At 70.7% G+C, this 15,286-nt stretch carries 15 protein-coding genes; 5 read left to right on the forward strand and 10 right to left on the reverse strand.

Annotated features, from left to right (window positions below; genetic code table 11):
* Positions 1-271: 271 nt before the first annotated feature.
* Entirely contained in the window at positions 272-1,681 is a 1,410-nt protein-coding gene (locus ACH4DZ_RS03320; RefSeq protein WP_398285184.1) for a DUF2252 domain-containing protein, read from the forward strand.
* Between the two features lie 32 nt (positions 1,682-1,713).
* Here the strand turns inward: ACH4DZ_RS03320 and ACH4DZ_RS03325 are convergent, their stop codons facing one another.
* From ACH4DZ_RS03325 to ACH4DZ_RS03345, 5 genes are all read right to left on the reverse strand, one after another.
* A complete protein-coding gene (locus tag ACH4DZ_RS03325) occupies positions 1,714-1,911 on the reverse strand; it encodes a hypothetical protein (RefSeq protein WP_398285185.1) in 198 nt (65 codons plus the stop codon).
* Between the two features lie 167 nt (positions 1,912-2,078).
* The gene (locus ACH4DZ_RS03330) at positions 2,079-2,600 is read right to left on the reverse strand and encodes a hypothetical protein (RefSeq protein ID WP_398285186.1); all 522 of its coding nucleotides are present in this window, start codon (positions 2,598-2,600) and stop codon (positions 2,079-2,081) included.
* 163 nt (positions 2,601-2,763) lie between these two features.
* The gene (locus ACH4DZ_RS03335) at positions 2,764-5,487 is read right to left on the reverse strand and encodes a LuxR C-terminal-related transcriptional regulator (protein WP_398285187.1); all 2,724 of its coding nucleotides are present in this window, start codon (positions 5,485-5,487) and stop codon (positions 2,764-2,766) included.
* 147 nt (positions 5,488-5,634) lie between these two features.
* Positions 5,635-7,455 carry a glycoside hydrolase family 15 protein gene (locus ACH4DZ_RS03340; protein WP_398285188.1) on the reverse strand — a complete coding sequence of 607 codons (1,821 nt, stop codon included), beginning with the start codon at positions 7,453-7,455 and terminating at the stop codon, positions 5,635-5,637.
* A gap of 262 nt (positions 7,456-7,717) precedes the next feature.
* Positions 7,718-8,695 (reverse strand): ABC transporter substrate-binding protein, encoded by a 978-nt coding sequence (locus ACH4DZ_RS03345; protein WP_398285189.1) that lies wholly within the window; start codon positions 8,693-8,695, stop codon positions 7,718-7,720.
* 337 nt (positions 8,696-9,032) lie between these two features.
* Here ACH4DZ_RS03345 and ACH4DZ_RS03350 point away from each other — a divergent pair, with 337 nt between their 5' ends.
* Positions 9,033-9,206, forward strand: a complete 174-nt coding sequence (locus ACH4DZ_RS03350) for a CsbD family protein (RefSeq protein WP_210886400.1) — start codon at positions 9,033-9,035, stop codon at positions 9,204-9,206.
* A 75-nt stretch (positions 9,207-9,281) separates the two neighbouring features.
* Positions 9,282-9,737, forward strand: a complete 456-nt coding sequence (locus ACH4DZ_RS03355) for an ATP-binding protein (RefSeq protein WP_398285190.1) — start codon at positions 9,282-9,284, stop codon at positions 9,735-9,737.
* A 182-nt stretch (positions 9,738-9,919) separates the two neighbouring features.
* Here ACH4DZ_RS03355 and ACH4DZ_RS03360 read toward each other — a convergent pair whose 3' ends face one another.
* The 4 genes from ACH4DZ_RS03360 to ACH4DZ_RS03375 all read right to left on the reverse strand — a co-directional run bounded on the left by ACH4DZ_RS03360 (position 9,920) and on the right by ACH4DZ_RS03375 (position 11,907).
* Entirely contained in the window at positions 9,920-10,411 is a 492-nt protein-coding gene (locus tag ACH4DZ_RS03360; RefSeq protein ID WP_398285191.1) for a hemerythrin domain-containing protein, read from the reverse strand.
* A 109-nt stretch (positions 10,412-10,520) separates the two neighbouring features.
* Positions 10,521-10,970 carry a hypothetical protein gene (locus ACH4DZ_RS03365; protein WP_398285192.1) on the reverse strand — a complete coding sequence of 150 codons (450 nt, stop codon included), beginning with the start codon at positions 10,968-10,970 and terminating at the stop codon, positions 10,521-10,523.
* Between the two features lie 136 nt (positions 10,971-11,106).
* Complete coding sequence (locus ACH4DZ_RS03370; protein ID WP_398285193.1) at positions 11,107-11,457, reverse strand: hypothetical protein; 351 nt, start codon at positions 11,455-11,457, stop codon at positions 11,107-11,109.
* 189 nt (positions 11,458-11,646) lie between these two features.
* Complete coding sequence (locus ACH4DZ_RS03375) at positions 11,647-11,907, reverse strand: WhiB family transcriptional regulator (RefSeq protein WP_398285194.1); 261 nt, start codon at positions 11,905-11,907, stop codon at positions 11,647-11,649.
* Positions 11,908-12,149: 242 nt separating this feature from the next.
* On the opposite strand from ACH4DZ_RS03375, the gene ACH4DZ_RS03380 reads away from it, so the two are divergent.
* Positions 12,150-12,854, forward strand: a complete 705-nt coding sequence (locus ACH4DZ_RS03380; protein ID WP_398285195.1) for a GAF and ANTAR domain-containing protein — start codon at positions 12,150-12,152, stop codon at positions 12,852-12,854.
* Between the two features lie 99 nt (positions 12,855-12,953).
* Here ACH4DZ_RS03380 and ACH4DZ_RS03385 read toward each other — a convergent pair whose 3' ends face one another.
* Positions 12,954-14,213, reverse strand: a complete 1,260-nt coding sequence (locus ACH4DZ_RS03385) for a phosphatidylserine/phosphatidylglycerophosphate/cardiolipin synthase family protein (RefSeq protein ID WP_398285196.1) — start codon at positions 14,211-14,213, stop codon at positions 12,954-12,956.
* Positions 14,214-14,409: 196 nt separating this feature from the next.
* Between ACH4DZ_RS03385 and ACH4DZ_RS03390 the strand changes: the two genes are divergently transcribed.
* Complete coding sequence (locus ACH4DZ_RS03390; RefSeq protein ID WP_398285197.1) at positions 14,410-15,282, forward strand: SigB/SigF/SigG family RNA polymerase sigma factor; 873 nt, start codon at positions 14,410-14,412, stop codon at positions 15,280-15,282.
* Positions 15,283-15,286: the final 4 nt, after the last annotated feature.

Below are 15,286 nucleotides of genomic sequence, written 5' to 3' on the forward strand. Positions count from 1 at the left end.
CCCGGGGGGGGTCTCCCCCCCCGGGGGCCCACCCGCCGGGGGGGGGGTGTGTGTCGCGGCCCCCCCTCCCCCGCGCCCCCGCCGGGGGGGGGGGCACCCCCCCGGGGGGTTCCCCCCCCCCCGCCGACGGGACGATGAGGTGGAGGGCGCAGACGTGCGCCGGCATGCGGCGGAACGGACGGCACGGCTGCCCGGTACAGGCGCTCGGTGACAAGTGCGCGTGGCACGGGAGCTCGTGAGCACCGTCCGGACGGTTCAGGAGGTTCGCGCCATGGCCATACCGATCGCCTTCACGCCCTCCCTGCCCCCCGCCGAGAGGGCGGTGTACGGCAGGGACGCGCGCAAGCGGGCCTCCCGTTCGTGTCACGGCTGGTTCGAGGCGGAGCAGGAGCGGCCCGACCCCGTCGAGGTGCTGGAGCGCCAGTCGCGGTCACGGCTGCCCGAGTTGGTGCCGATCCGCTACGGACGCATGCTGGAGTCCCCGTTCCGCTTCTACCGGGGCGCCGCGTCGATCATGGCCGCGGACCTCGGGCCCGTCCCGAACTCCGGCCTGACGGTGCAGCTCTGCGGAGACGCCCACCTGCTGAACTTCCGGTTGCTGGCCTCGCCGGAACGGCACCTGGTCTTCGACATCAACGACTTCGACGAGACCTGGACCGGACCCTTCGAATGGGATGTCAAGCGACTGGCGGCCAGCTTCGCGATCGCCGCCCGGGCCAACGGTTTCCCGGTCGAGGAGCAGGACAGCGCGGTACGGGCCTGTGTGCGGGCCTACCGGCATCGGATGCGCCGATTCGCCGGCATGGGCACGCTCGACATCTGGTACGCGCAGGACGACGTCGACCGGATGCGGGAGCTGCTGGCCTCGTCGATGGACAAACGGGCCAGGCGCCGTACCGCCGACGCGTCGGCGCGGGCCAGGACAAGGACGCACCTCCAGGCCTTCGAGAAGCTCACCCGGGTCACGGCCGAGGGCCGGCGGATCACCCCGGACCCGCCGCTGATCACTCCGCTGCGGGAGCTGCTCACGGACACCTCCGAGAACGACGAGGAGAAGGAGCTGCGGACCGTCGTGGACGGGTACGCGCGGACCCTGTCCTCCGAGCGCCGGCACCTCCTGCGTCGCTACCGTCTCGTGGACATGGCCCGGAAGGTGGTGGGCGTGGGAAGCGTCGGAACACGCTGCTGGATCCTGCTGATGCTCGGCAGGGACGACGGGGATCCCCTGCTGCTGCAGGCCAAGGAGGCGCAGGAGTCGGTCCTCGCCGCGCACACGGGCGGCGACCACTACGACAACCAGGGCCGCCGCGTGGTGGCGGGGCAGCGGTTGATCCAGACGACCAGTGACATCTTCCTGGGCTGGACGAACGTGGTGGGGTTCGACGGCCAGGGCCGGGACTTCTACGTACGGCAGCTGCGGGACTGGAAGGGCATCGCCCGGCCGGAGACCATGGACCCCCGACTGCTGAGCCTGTTCGGCCAGTTGTGCGGTGCCTGTCTGGCGCGGGCGCACGCCCGTTCCGGTGACCCGGTGGCCATCGCCGCCTATCTGGGCGGCAGCGACCGCTTCGACCGCGCGCTCGCCGGGTTCGCGCAGGCCTACGCCGACCAGAACGAGCGGGACTTCGAAGCACTGGGCGCCGCTGTCCGCTCCGGCAGGGTCCGCGCCGAGAGCCTCTGAGAGCACGCGTGCGGGGGGCGGCGCCGGCGGTGTCACTCCGGGAGCTGGCGCATCTCCAGGACCCGTAGGCCCAGCGACCGGCAGCGGGCCAGCAGCCCGAACAGGTGTGCCTCGTCGATCACGGGCCCGAACAGGAGGGTCTGGCCGGACATCAGCACGTGCTCCAGCTCCGGGAAGGAACTGACCATCGTCTCCGACATGTCTCCGTCGACTCGGATCTCGTAGCGCATGAGCTGACTCCCCGGATGACCTGGCAGGCGGGCCGCACCCCTGCTCATGATCTTCCGCCTCGTGGTGTCACCCGGCCTCACCCCGGAAAGGTGATACGCCGTTCGGCCCGCCCACCTGCGACAGCGCGCCGATGCGACAGCGCGCAGTGCGTCAGTGCGTCAGTGCGTCAGTGCGTCAGGAAGAGCTTGAACGAGATGATCAGCAGGCCGAGCAGCAGGTTCACCCCGGCGGTGACGGCCATCAGGCGGCGGGAGGCGCCGCTCCGCCGTGCCGCGGCTGTCGACCAGCCCACCTGACCGGCCACGGCGACCGCGAGCGCGAGCCACAGGGTGCTCTCCATGCCTAGCCCCAGCAAGGGGCTGGCCGCCACGACGACGGCCGGCGGCACGGCTGCCTTGACGATCGGCCACTCGTCGCGGCAGGCGCTCAGAACGGTGTGGCGGTCCAGCCTCCGCTGCGTCAGACGCGCGCCGAACACCTCGGCGTGCACGTGCGCGATCCAGAACGCCAACCCGGTGAGCAGCAACAGCAGCACCAGTTCAAGGCGGGGGAACGACCCCAGCGTGCCGGCTCCGATGATCACGGAGGCGGCGAGCATGGATCCGTAGACGCCACCGGTGCAGTCGGCCCTGGCCCGGCGCTCCGCGCCGCGTGTCGCACGAGGTGTGGCATGCCCGGTACCGGACATCTCGATCTCCCTTCGGGCGACGACCACGGCCGCCCGGGTGCCCGTACCGGCCGTCCTGTCTCCATGGCACGTGAAGAGCCCGGACGGCGCCTCACCCTCCATGGGCGACCCCGGCGAGACGCAACCACGACCGCGGCCCTGTCTCTTCGGATCGCGGCCGTGATCACAGCAGTCGCAGCTCGCGCGCGCGGCGGACCGCCTCGTTGCGCCGGTTCACCGCCAGTTTCCGGTAGACGCTCTTGAGGTGGGTCTTGACCGTGTTCACCGACACGTACAGATCGGCGGCGATCTCCTCCGTCGACATCATCTGGGCCAGCCGCTGGAGTACGTCGCGCTCGCGTCCGCTCAGCTCCTCGACGACCAGCGGCGGTGGCAGGCCCGCGGACCGGGGCGGCTCGACGTGCCGCGGCGAACCAGGAGTCAGCCACCCCGCGGCCAGCACCCGCAGGGGCCCCCTGTCCAGGCCAGGCCTGATCCACGGTCCGGCTTCGAGGAAGGGACGCCTCAGCCGCTCGGGGCGTGCCTCCCGCAGTGCCAGCGCGACGAGTCTGCGCGAGGCCGCGACATCGCCCGCCCTGTCCGCGGCCTCCGCTCTCACCAGTGTGGCCCGTACGGTCACCGCGGGGCCGGTGCGGCCCCCGGGCCGCACCCTGTCGAGCAGGTCGATCGCCTCGTCGGGCCTGCCCGCGGCGAGCTGGGCGCGCGCGGCCCCCACGACACACGCCACCTGGACGTCGGGCACCGCCTGCAGGAGCTTGGCGGCCGTCTCCGGGCGGCCTTCGGCCAGCCGGACCCCGGAGGCGATCAGCGCGGCGTGCCCCTGCGCCCACGGCGAGACGACGTCGGCACGGACGGCGGTCTCCGCCGCGACGAGTGCGGCTCGCGGTTTGCCGCAGGCCAGCAGCAGCCGCGCGGTGACGATCGCCCGGCCCGCCTCCGTCACCGGGTCGGGCAGATCACCGTCCGGCCCGGCCGCCGCGTCGAGGAGTGCCTGGGCCCGGCTCAGTTCGTTGCGGTCGACGGCCACGGCCGCCAGGACCAGCCGCCCCATGCCCGAACCGGGCAGATACGCGGGACCCGGCGGATGCGTAGGACCGAGCGGATGCGCGGGACCGGACCGCTCCGAGCCGGTCGTCGCGGCCAGAGCCCGGGACTCGGCCCTGCCGAGCCAGCCGTCCAGATAGTCCATCAGGGCCAGCCTGGCCAGGGAGTCCTCGCGCGCCGGCACCGTCATCGCCGCGCGGGGGCCGTCGGCCACCGTGGACAGCGCCTCGCGCGCGTCCTCGAAGCGCCCGGCCCACAGCCGTGCGGAACCGAGGTGGGTCAGCAGGAGGGCGGTGACTTCGGGGTGCCTGTCCAGGAGGTGGGCGGGAATCTCCCCCCGCAGTCTCTCGGCGGCCCGCGCGGCCGTCTCCGCCCGCCCCGGCGATCCGGTCAGGCGGGCCGCCAGGGCCTCCAGCAACTCGCAGCTCAGCCGGGCCGCCGCCGGTGCGGAAACCCCGCCCGGCTGAGCGCCCTCCCCCTCCAGGCTCCGCCGGGCCCGCCGCAGGTGGGGCAGGCCGCGCTCCAGGTCGCACCGGGCCAGTTCCCGGGCCGCGCGTACGAGGTGCGTGGCGGGGCTCGTCGCCTCGGGTCCCATCCGGTCGAACAACTCGGCGAGGTCCTCGGAGCGAAGGCCGGTGAGCAGCTCACCGATGGCGAGGTCGTCGACGAGCGCACCGGCCGTGAAGTCCCAGTCGCCGGCGTCGGCACCGTGGCCGAGCGTCTCGGCGAGGGAGCCGGAGCACCGCAGCCATACCGCCGCGCGCCGGTGGAGTTCGGGCTCAAGCCCTGGTGAGCGCATGCGCAGATGGGCGCGGAGGATTTCGCCGAACAGCGGGTGGAGGCGGTACCAGGTGTGCCCGAGGTCCTCGACGAAGGCGTTCTCCCGGTGCAGCCCCGCCAGGATGGGTTCGGCGTCGGCGCGTTCCGTCAGGGCGTTCGCCAGCGCGGGACTGAAGCGATCGAGGACACTCACCCTCAGCAGGAGGTCCTGGGTCTCGGGGGGCTGCCTCTTGAGCACCTCCGCCAGGAGGAAGTCGGCGACCGCGGAACGGTCCGCCTCGAACTCCTTCAGGTACCGCTCCGGGTTCGGGCTCTTCCGGGCGGCCAGGGCACACAGGCGCAGACCCGCGGCCCATCCCCGGGTGCGCTCCACGAGCGCGCTCGCGGCGTGGGCGGGAACCCGCAGTCCGTGTGCCTCCAGGAGTACGGCCGCCTCCTGCGGTGTGAAGGCCAGCTCCGCGTCCCTGATCTCGGTCATCTCGCCGGCCGCCCGGTAGCGGTGCAGCGGCAGCAGCGGTTCGGTGCGGGTGACGAGGACGAGACACAGGCCCCGGCCCGCGTGGTGCAGGACGAACTCCAGTTGCTCCGCGATCTGCGGGTCGGTGATGCGGTCGTACTGGTCGAGCACCACGGTCACGGGCAGGTCCCGGACGCTCAGTTCGACGGCCAGCCGGGCCAGGAGCGGGTGGTCCACGCGGCCGGCGTCGGCGGGGAGGCCCAACTCGGCGGACAGCGGCACACCCGAGTCGCGCAGGGCCTGGAGGAAGTAGGCCCAGAACATTCCGGGCTGCTGGTCCGTCGCCTCGGTGGTCAACCAGGCCAGGGGCTCGGTCCACCCCGTGGCCCAGTCGGCGACCAGCAGGGTCTTACCGGCTCCGGCGGCTCCGTTGACCAGGGTCAGCGGTGTCAGCAGGGACTGGTCGAGGTGTCGGACCAGCCGGTCGCGCCGGAGCAACATCGCCGGGCGTGCGGGTATGACGAATCTGGTGTGCAGAAAGGGGTCGCCCCGGGGATCGGCATACGGTGCTGTCGGTGCCGAACCGATCTTCTGGAACCCGGCCATGGCGCTCACCACCACTGTTCTGTTCGTCAGACCACACGGGCAGCGCTTCCTCCTCAGCATCTCAGGGTTCCCCCGTACCTGCGCGGCGCGCGGTCACCCCCGGGTACGGAGGGGCCCCGTCGGCCTCGGAGCCCGCCCGTCCCCTACTCAGCCGAGGGCGTCCATCTCCTTGTCGAGCGAGAGGGCGGCCGTGATGAGCGCCAGGTGCGTGAACGCCTGCGGGAAGTTACCGAGCTGCTCCCCGGTCGAGCCGATCTCCTCCGCGAACAGGCCCACGGGGTTGGCGTAGGTGAGCATCTTGTCGAAGGCGTACCTGGCCGGCCCGAGCTGTCCCGCCTGCGCCAGCGCGTCGACGTACAGGAAGCTGCACAGGGAGAACGTGCCCTCGCTGCCGCGCAGTCCGTCCGGGGACGCCTGCGTGTCGTAGCGCTGGACGAGGCTGTCGGAGACGAGTTCGCGCTCCATCGCGTCGAGGGTCGACAGCCAGCGCGGATCCTTGGGCGCGATGAAGCCCACGGACGGCATGAGCAGCAGGGACGCGTCGAGGGTGGTGTCCTCGTAGTTCTGGACGAACGCCTGGCGCCGGGTGCTCCAGCCGCGCTCCATCACCTGGCGCAGGAGGTCGTCCCGTGCCATGGTCCATCCCGGGATGTCGGCGGGCCGGGCGAAGTCACGGGCCATCCGGATGCCCCGGTCGAAGGCGACCCAGCACATGAGACGGCTGTAGGTGAAGTCCTTCTGCCCGCCCCGGGTCTCCCAGATCCCCTCGTCGGGCCGGTCCCAGGCCTTGACCAGCCAGTCCAGCACCCCGGACAGTGCCTGCCAGCCGTCGTACGGCGGTGCGTTGCCGGCGCCCTGCACGGTGTGCGAGAGGGCGAGGACGGCCTCTCCGTAGATGTCGAGCTGGAGTTGACCCGCGGCGCCGTTGCCCGCGTACACCGGCGCCGATCCGCGGTAGCCCTCGAAGTGGTCGAGAGGCACCTCCGTGAGCTCGGGATCGCCGTCGACGCGGTACATGATCTGCAGGGGTTCTCCGCTGACCGTGCGGCCCGCCTTCAGCCGGTCGCCGAGCCAGCCGCGGAACGCGTGGGCCTCCTCCTCGTGGCCGAGGCCCAGCAGGGCACCGACCGACATGGATCCGTCCCGCACCCAGGTGTAGCGGTAGTCCCAGTTGCGTCCTCCGCCGATCTGTTCGGGCAGTCCCATGGTGGGTGCCGCGACGGGCGCCCCGGTCGGCGCGTAGGTGAGCAGTTTCAGGGTGATGGCCGCCCTGTTCACCATGTCCTGCCAGCGTCCGCGGTAGTGGCTGCGGCGTACCCACGCGTGCCAGAAGTCCCGGGTACTCTCGAACAGCGCCCTGACGTCCGGGGGTGTCAGCGGCGGTACCGGGGTGTCGTCGGCGTCGCCCACCGTCAGGACGAGGGCGGTGAAGTCCCCCTCTTCCATGGTCAGTTCGCTGCGGATGTCGTCGCCGTCCCCGCTCCACCGCACCGGGCCGACGGTCTGCACCACGGCCTGGGCGCCGGGGGCGTCGAAACGCACGGCGTCCTCGCCGAGGTCGACACGGTGCCCGGCGCGGCCGTAGTCGAAGCGGGGCCGGCACGCCAGCGAGAAGCGGACCCGGCCGCGGGTCACCCGCAGGATCCTGACGAGCCGGTGTCGGCCCGCCGCGCGCTCGGGGCGCTCCACCGGCATGAAGTCGACCACTTCGCCCACGCCCGACTCCGTCAGGAAGCGGGTCACCAGGATCGCGGTGTCCTGGAGGTAGATCTGCACCGGCGGCCGCTCGGTGTCGGCGGACACGGTGAAGTGACCACCGCGCTCGTGGTCGAGGAGCGAGGCGAACACACTGGGCGAGTCGAACCTGGGCGCGCACAGCCAGTCGACCGTGCCGTCGGAGGAGACCAGTGCGGCGGTCTGCAGATCGCCGACCAGCCCGTGGTCGGCGATGGGGGGATAGCGTCGCATGGTCGGTGCTCCCTTCGGCCGGAGCGCCCCGAACACCGAATGTCCCGGCACCGTGTCACGCCCCGCGCCTACCAACATCGCCGCACGACACCACGCGAGCCTCCCCCGCGACGGGTGAGATCCCCCGCGTCCTGAGGGGCGCGGGGAACTGCGCACCGGGGGTCAGGGGGCGGAGCCCCCGAGGCGGTGACGGGACGCCCCACCAGGCCTGCGCACCCGCTCGACGCGGCCCGGCACCCGCCGGACTTCGGGCACCCGCCGCTCAGGAGAACAGCGCATCCAGATCCGGCTTCTCGCCACCGAAGAGCCCGTCCCGCTCACCAAGAGCCGCCAGCTTCTCCAAGGAGGCCATGTCCACGTCCGGCGGCCACCCCGGCAGCGTGAGCTTCGCCAGGACATCGCCGTCGATCCTGGTGTACGTGGTGAGGACCTGACGGGCCTCGTCGGGGTGGTCGGTGGCGTACCGGAGCGACTCGGTCATCGCCTCGGTGAACTTCTTCACCAGGCCCGGGTCCTCTTTCACCAGCTCGGCCGAGGTGAAGTACGTGGCCACGGTGAGCTTCGGGTCCGTCTCGGCGAACGGGGACGCCACCACGCGGGCACCCTGCGCCTTGGCGATCGTCATCGCGGGCTCACCCATCCACGCGGCGTCCACACGCCCTTCCTCCAGTGCCGCCGGCATCTGGTCGAACGGTATCTCCACGAACTCGACCTCGGACGGGTCGCCGCCGGCCGCGCGGACCGATTCACGCACCGTGGTGTCCCCGATGTTCTGCAGGGTGTTCACCGCGACCGTGCGTCCGGCGAGATCCTCGGCCGACTTGATCGGGCTGTCCTTGCCGACCCCCACACCGGTGACATCGCCCCCGACCTTGCCGTTGGACGCCGCGCCGTTCACCACGGATCTGACCGGGACTCCCTTGACCTGGGCGACCATCAGCGAAGTGGTGTTGCTGAATCCGAACTGGAACTGGCCGCTCACCACTCCGGGGATGATCGCCGCACCGCCCTGGGCACTGACCATGTCCAGCTCGATGCCGCGGCTGCCGAAGAATCCCTTTTTCTGTCCCAGATAGAGCGGGGCCACATCGACGATCGGAATGATGCCGACCTTGACCCGTGTGGTCTTGTTCCCACCCGAGGACGACGAACCGTCGGCTCCCGGGTCGGAAGAGCCGCAACCGGCCGCGGCGACGATCGTGGTCAGCACGGCGACAAGCCCGAGAACGCGCCTTCGCATGGGCTCCTCCTGCAGCTCGGTGCTACGGCTCGGCCTATGTTGTGCATTTTCGTGACGGCAGGAATCTACAGGCCTAGTTTCGCGCTGTCAGTACTCAGGACAAGGGCGGCCTCGTACGCCGCCGGCACCGCGGGCGCCGAAGATCTTTTACGCGCGCCCTTCGATTTCACACGTCCACCGCAACTTTATTTCGCTATCCACTTCTTTTCGTGCGAGTGATCCGGCCGTTCGGAGGACGGTCTTCGAATTCTCGAACGGCCGCGTTTGGACCGGCTCTCTCCGGTCAGCCGTAACAGTGGATCGCACGCACGAAGCACAAGTGAGGACGTGAACCGCAGTGGCCGAGAACGAGAAGGCGAAGGCGAAGACCGAGCAGGCCAAGGGCAAGGTCAAGGAGACCCTGGGCCAGGCTGTCGGCAACGAGCGTCTGACTGCCGAGGGCAAGGCGGAGCAGTCCAAGGGGGACGCCCGCCAGGCCAAGGAAAAGACCAAGGACGCATTCCGCCATTGAGGATCACCTATTGCGGAGGGCCCGTCGCACGCTCTTGCGGCGGGCCTGCTTCTTTTTCAGGCGAAGGAGCAAGAAATGCTCAGGGAGCACCGGATGTCCGTCACCGGCGCGACGACCTTCCCGTCCCGGCCCACCCCCTCCGGGCCCCGTAGTCCGGCCGAGGTGCGCGAAGAGGTGCGGTACGCGCTCGCGGAGGCCCGTCGGTCCCGGCGGCGCGAGGCCCTCGGCGGTGACGAGATCATCGGCGACGCCCTGCTCGTCGCCTCGGAGCTGACGACCAACGCGATGCTGCACGGCGGCGGTGTCACCGGGTTCGAGGTGACGCTGGACGACGAGGAGGTACGTCTGTCGGTGAGCGACCGCAGCCAGGAGTTCCCCACGCCGGCACTGCATGCCGACAACCGGGGCTTCATGCGGCCCGGCGGCCATGGCTGGCCGATCGTCTGCCGTCTCGCCCGCGACATCACCATCTCGGAACTCCGGACGGGCGGTAAGCGCATCACCGCCGTCGTGCCGCTCACCCGCCGGTAGGGCCCGGCCGACGCAGTCCCGCGTACAGCCCCAGCATGTCCGGGCCTGTCCGGTACACACGTCGGACCGGCCGCACCCTGCCGGTACAGCCGGTCCTTCGATGCCGACGCGAAGCCGTCCGCGGGGGTTACTCCTTCACGACCCGACCCGGATGCCGGGGAGAAGCCGGCCACAGGGGTCGGTCAGGCCTTCACGATGCCGCGTACGTTGTCGACGGATCCGCAGCCGGACTTCAGCCGGTGCGCCCGCTCCTTGAGGAAGTCCGCGCCGAGTTCTTCGCGGCGCTCCATGGCGACGTTCTCCCGCGCCCCGTTGAGGATGGTCCGCTCCTCCTCGTCGGTGTGGTGCGCGATGGCCTCCACCAGCTCTTCGAGCTTCTCGTCCCAGTCGTCCGAGCCGATCTCGTCGACCTCCAGGAGGGCGAGCAGCGCCTTGTTGCCCTCCGCGTGCTCCTCCTCGCCGTGCTCCACCTCCTCGTCGTCGATGTCCTTGTAACGCTTGAGGGCGGGGTAGACCTTGATCTCCTCCGCGAGCGCGTGGGCGATCAGCAGGTCGGCGAACTCCTTCAGCGCGGACGCCCGGTCCGCCTCGACACTGCGCATCTGCCGGAAGAGGTCCTCCATCCTCCGGTGGTCCGCAAGTATGAGTTCGACGACATCTCGTGTCTCAGGCATGAGTGCGGTGGGCCTTCCTCGCTGGAAATACAGTCCAGCGACACGTGTGCCCCCGCCGTCGTGGAAGAAAAGCACCGGAGGAAAAGCGCCCTGCCCGCCGCACCCGGCGTCAGGCGGTGAGAGCCTGCCGGGGCACCCTCACCGCCGTCGCCGGGGCCGGGGCCGGGGCACGCTCCACGGAACGGGCCGCGGGACGCGCCGTGGGACGCACGGCGGGTCGCACCGGGTACGTCGTCTTCGAGGGGTCGACCACCGGGTCGCCCAGCACGAGCCGGCCCGCCGCGTGCAGCGCGTCGCACTCGTCCGTGGGCAGGGCCACGTAACAGCCCCCGAACCCGGAGCCGGCCGTGGCCGCCTGCCAGTAGCCGTACCGGCGGCGGCCGTTGGCGTGCACGGTCAGGCAGACGGGGACGCGCTGCACCGTGATCAGCCGCAGCACCTCGGAACCGCCGGCGCCGAGCGGCGCCGGTGCGGGCGTGCGCGGGACGGCCCGCAGCAGAGTGAGCGGCGCTCCGTCCGAGGCTCGCGGCACGGCACGGCGGTGGAGAGGGGGTGTCATGTGCGGGCGGCCTTTCGACGGACGGGTTCGATCGCGTATCGCCTGGCGCGATGACGTTCTCGTTGCTCGGCATTCTTCCTCAGGGCACTGACAACGCGGGACGGAGCCGCTCCGGGCCACTCCCCGGGGCCGCCCCTCACCGGCGGCCGGGCGGCGGGGGCGCATGATGTGCGCGGCCTTCCAGCTCGCCCTGGACGAAGGGGTCGTCGGCGCTGTCGTACGCCCCGGCGTGATCGAAGAGCGCATCGGTGATGCGCTCCCACTCCTCTGTCTCCGCCTGCGCGATCAGTGCGTCCCGGCCGGTGCGCGAACCGTCCTCGGCCGCCTTGCGGGCGTCCTCCCACGCGGCCTTCGCCTCGTGATGCCGCATCCCCTGCGCGGATCGCCGTACCCGCTCCCACGCGTCACGCTCGTCCTCGGACGGCTCCACCACCTCGTCGCTCGTGTCGTCGACGAGACCGGACGCTCGGTCCTGCTGCGGGCTCACTGCTCCACCTCGCTGGGGTACGGCGCGAAAACTGCCTTCAGCAGTCTCGTCTGCCCCCGTCGCGGGAGCCGACACCTACCAGTGATGACGAGCCGTTACCTCAGTAGGTTCCCTCGGTCCCGGGCGGGGAGGCCCGCGTGCACCGCGTACCGCGGACATCGCCCCCTGTGCCCCTGTGCACCTCCCGCGCTAGGCGGTGTTGTCCCGGGAGGTGCGGCTGCGGATGCGTCGCCGCAGGGTGCGTCGTTCGGCCTCGCTCTTGCCGCCCCAGACACCGATGCTCTGTCCCGTGTCGAGCGCCCAGTTCAGACACTCGTCACGCACGGGGCAGCGCCGGCAGACGGACTTCGCGTCCTCGATCTGCACAAGCGCGGGGCCTGTGCTACCGATGGGGAAGAAGAGGTCGGGATCGACGGTGCGGCATTCCGCGTACTCGCGCCAGCCCTCCATGGGGGCCTCCTTCGGTCGCAGTGGTGTTGTTCATGGGATTCGGTCCCCCTTCGGGTCACCACGGACCGCCCCGGTGAAACAGGAAGTCTCGTGGGGCAGTGCTGCCCACCTCCCCGGGTGACCCCGGCGATCACGTACCGGACGTACCGAAAGGCCAGGCCCGCCGCGACGCGGACGCCCGGATGGCAAGATGGGCCTTCACGAGGCATCCCGGGATGCTTCACCAAAAGATCAGGTGGCGCATGTCTGAGGTGGCGGCCGAAGTCTGGGAGCAGTTCGCGATCGCCGTGGCGGAGATGGCGCGGGATCTGCTGGCGCAGGACTCCGCCCAGGGCACGCTGGACCGCGTCGTGGATCATGCGAAGGTTCTGATCGACGGGTGCGACGAGGCAGGCATCCTCACGGTGCGGCAGGGCGAGGTGCACGCACTGGCGGCCACGAGCGACGTGGTGCGCCGGTCGGACCGCATCCAGCAGGACCTGCAGGAAGGCCCCTGCTTCGACGCGGTGACCGACCGGCAGCAGATCTACGCCATCGAGGACCTGCGGGAGCCGAACAAGCAGTGGCCGCGCCTCGCCCCCGAGCTGAGGAAACTGGGCATGGGAAGCATGATGGGCTTCCTCCTCTTCACCGAGGACGACAACCTCGGCGCCCTGAACGTGTACTCCCACAAGCCGGACGCCTTCGACGAGACCGCGCGGCGCGCCGGCTGGATCCTCGCCTCCCACGCGGCCGTGGCCTTCTCCGCGGCCCGTACGCATCAGCAGCTGAGCCACGCCATGGAGACCCGGCACGAGATCGGCGAGGCCATGGGCATCCTGATGGAGCGCTACGGACTGACCGAGGACACGGCGTTCAAGGTGCTCAAGAAGACGTCGCAGGACCGCAACGTCAAGCTGCGCGAGATCGCCCGCCAGATCTGCCGCACCGGCGAGAAGCCCGCCTGACGCCCGGCCGCCCGGGCGGTCCGGCCCACCTGGCCCACCTGGACGATCCGGTCGACCTGTCCGATCCGGTCGAACCGTCCGATCCGGTCGAACCGCCCGTCACAGGAAACGGCGGATGGGGATGACGGCCGCCTCCCGGGCCCGCTGCACGACGGAGCGACGCTGCCAGCGGCCCTTCTCGATCAGGGTGCTGGCGGTCAGGTCCTCGTCGAAGTGGGCGTCGAGCGTCGACGTGAACTCCTCGTCCAGCACGGCGAGCATGATCTCCTCGTCGTGGTCGAGCGAGCGGCGGTTGAAGTTGGTCGAGCCGACCAGCGAGGCGACCTTGTCCACGGTGATGACCTTGGCGTGCATCATCGTCGGCTGGTACTGGTGGATCTGCACACCGCAGGCGGTGAGGTCCTCGTAGTAGTGCTGGCCGGCCAGCTGGCAGACCCGCTTGTCCGTGTGCGGTCCTGGCAGCAGGATCTCCACCCGCACGCCCCGGCGGGCCGCGGCGCACAGCAGCTCGACGAAGAACGCGTCCGGCGAGAAGTAGGCGGTGGCCAGCCGGAAGCGCTCCTCGGCCGACTCCAGCATCACCCGGAGCAGGGTCTGCATGTCCTGCCAGCCGAAGCTCGCCGAACCGCGCACGACCTGCACCACGGCCCCGCCCTCGGGGGTGTGCGCGACGAACCGGTCGCGGTCGTCGAAGAGTTCCTCGTGGCACTCGGCCCAGTTCTGCGCGAACGCGGCGGCGATACCGTCCACGGCCGGTCCGCGGACCTCGGCATGGGTGTCGCGCCACTCGTGCTCGTTGCGCGCGTCGCCGCACCACTCCTCCGCGATCCCCACCCCGCCGGTGAACGCGGTCCGTTCGTCGACGACGAGGACCTTGCGGTGACAGCGGTGGTTCTGCTTGAGCGGGGAGAGGGCGAGCGGCTTGCGGAACCACGCCACCTGCACCCCGGCCTGTTCCATGGCCGCCAGCAGGTCCTTCTCGATCAGCCTGCTGCCGAAGCCGTCCAGCAGCAGCCGTACCCGCACCCCGTCCCGGGCGCGGTCCGCGAGTGCCCGCGCGAACTCGCGGGCGATGTCGCCCTTCCAGTACACGAAGGTCATCATGTCCACGGTGTGCTCGGCGGACCGGATGCCCGCCAGCATCGCGGCGAAGATCTCGTCGCCGTTGCGCAGAGCGGTGAGGGAGTTGCCCTCGGTCGCCGCGATGCCGATGAGTCTCTCCAGTCGGCGCCGTATCCGTTCCGCGCGTCGCGCGTACTCCGGCGACGACCATGTCCCGGAAGGGCGGGTCGCCTTCTCCGGCTGGTCCTGCGTGGCGGACCGGTTCCGTGTGTCCGGCTGGTCCTGTGTACTGGTCATGGCATCACCCGGCCGGCACAGGGAGGAGACAGGAGGACGCGCTGCCCGGTCCGGCACGGGCGCGGCGAGCAGACTGTACTCCGGCCCCCTGGGTGCTCATGACGGACGCTTTCGTAATTGACCGGGGTTGAGCAGACATGCTCTTGAGGAAGCCGGGCAGGAGACGTTCAACTTGCTTTCTAGTTAAGGCGGCACCGTGACTACCTCCGTGAACACCCGCGAGGCATCTGACTGCGGCACGGGCGTGCAGGAGGCCGCGGGCGACCTGCCGTGGATCGAGGACGGGGGCAAGGTCGCTCCCAAGGACGCGCGGGTACTGTCCCGGCTGTTCCTCGACCGGCTACAGGAGCTGGAGGAGGGCACCCACGAATACCAGTACGCCCGCAACACCCTGATCGAGATGAACCTGTCCCTGGTCAGCTTCGCGGCCCGCCGGTTCCGCAACCGCGGCAGCGGTGACATGGAGGACGTCATCCAGGTCGGCACGATCGGCCTGATCAAGGCGATCGACCGCTTCGACCTGTCGCGCGAGGTCGAGTTCACCTCCTTCGCGATCCCCTACATCGTCGGCGAGATCAAGCGCTTCTTCCGGGACACCACGTGGGCCGTGCACGTCCCGCGGCGCCTTCAGGAGCTGCGTGTCTCCCTCGCCAAGAGCAAGGAAGCCCTCGCCGCCACGCTGAACCGCCCGCCGACCGTCAAGGAACTCGCCGTCCACCTGGACCTGAGCGAGGACGAGGTCATAGAGGGCCTGGTCGCCGCCAACGGTTACGTGGCCGGGTCCATCGACACCCCCGGTGGCGACGACGACTCCGCCGACGGCGGCCCGAAGTACGCGGACACCCTGGGCGAGGAAGACCCGGCGATGGACCTCTTCGAGGACCTGCACACGCTCGCGCCCCTCCTGCAGCAGCTCGACGACCGGGAGCGGACCATCATCGAGATGCGCTTCGGCCGCGAGATGACCCAGGCGGAGATCGGCCGCGAGCTGAATCTCTCCCAGATGCACATCTCCCGTCTCCTGACGCGCACGCTGAGCCGACTCCGCGCCGGCCTGCTCGCCGCGTGACGGC

This window comes from Streptomyces sp. NPDC017991, assembly GCF_044328075.1.
Taxonomy (GTDB): Bacteria; Actinomycetota; Actinomycetes; order Streptomycetales; family Streptomycetaceae; genus Streptomyces.

Coding starts and splice junctions, on each gene's coding strand:
- ACH4DZ_RS03320 (WP_398285184.1), top strand. CDS start 272: ATGGCCATACCGATCGCCTTCACGCCCTCCCTGCCCCCCGCCGAGAGG.
- ACH4DZ_RS03325 (WP_398285185.1), bottom strand. CDS start 1,911: ATGCGCTACGAGATCCGAGTCGACGGAGACATGTCGGAGACGATGGTC.
- ACH4DZ_RS03330 (WP_398285186.1), bottom strand. CDS start 2,600: ATGTCCGGTACCGGGCATGCCACACCTCGTGCGACACGCGGCGCGGAG.
- ACH4DZ_RS03335 (WP_398285187.1), bottom strand. CDS start 5,487: ATGGCCGGGTTCCAGAAGATCGGTTCGGCACCGACAGCACCGTATGCC.
- ACH4DZ_RS03340 (WP_398285188.1), bottom strand. CDS start 7,455: ATGCGACGCTATCCCCCCATCGCCGACCACGGGCTGGTCGGCGATCTG.
- ACH4DZ_RS03345 (WP_398285189.1), bottom strand. CDS start 8,695: ATGCGAAGGCGCGTTCTCGGGCTTGTCGCCGTGCTGACCACGATCGTC.
- ACH4DZ_RS03355 (WP_398285190.1), top strand. CDS start 9,282: ATGCTCAGGGAGCACCGGATGTCCGTCACCGGCGCGACGACCTTCCCG.
- ACH4DZ_RS03360 (WP_398285191.1), bottom strand. CDS start 10,411: ATGCCTGAGACACGAGATGTCGTCGAACTCATACTTGCGGACCACCGG.
- ACH4DZ_RS03365 (WP_398285192.1), bottom strand. CDS start 10,970: ATGACACCCCCTCTCCACCGCCGTGCCGTGCCGCGAGCCTCGGACGGA.
- ACH4DZ_RS03375 (WP_398285194.1), bottom strand. CDS start 11,907: ATGGAGGGCTGGCGCGAGTACGCGGAATGCCGCACCGTCGATCCCGAC.
- ACH4DZ_RS03380 (WP_398285195.1), top strand. CDS start 12,150: ATGTCTGAGGTGGCGGCCGAAGTCTGGGAGCAGTTCGCGATCGCCGTG.
- ACH4DZ_RS03385 (WP_398285196.1), bottom strand. CDS start 14,213: ATGACCAGTACACAGGACCAGCCGGACACACGGAACCGGTCCGCCACG.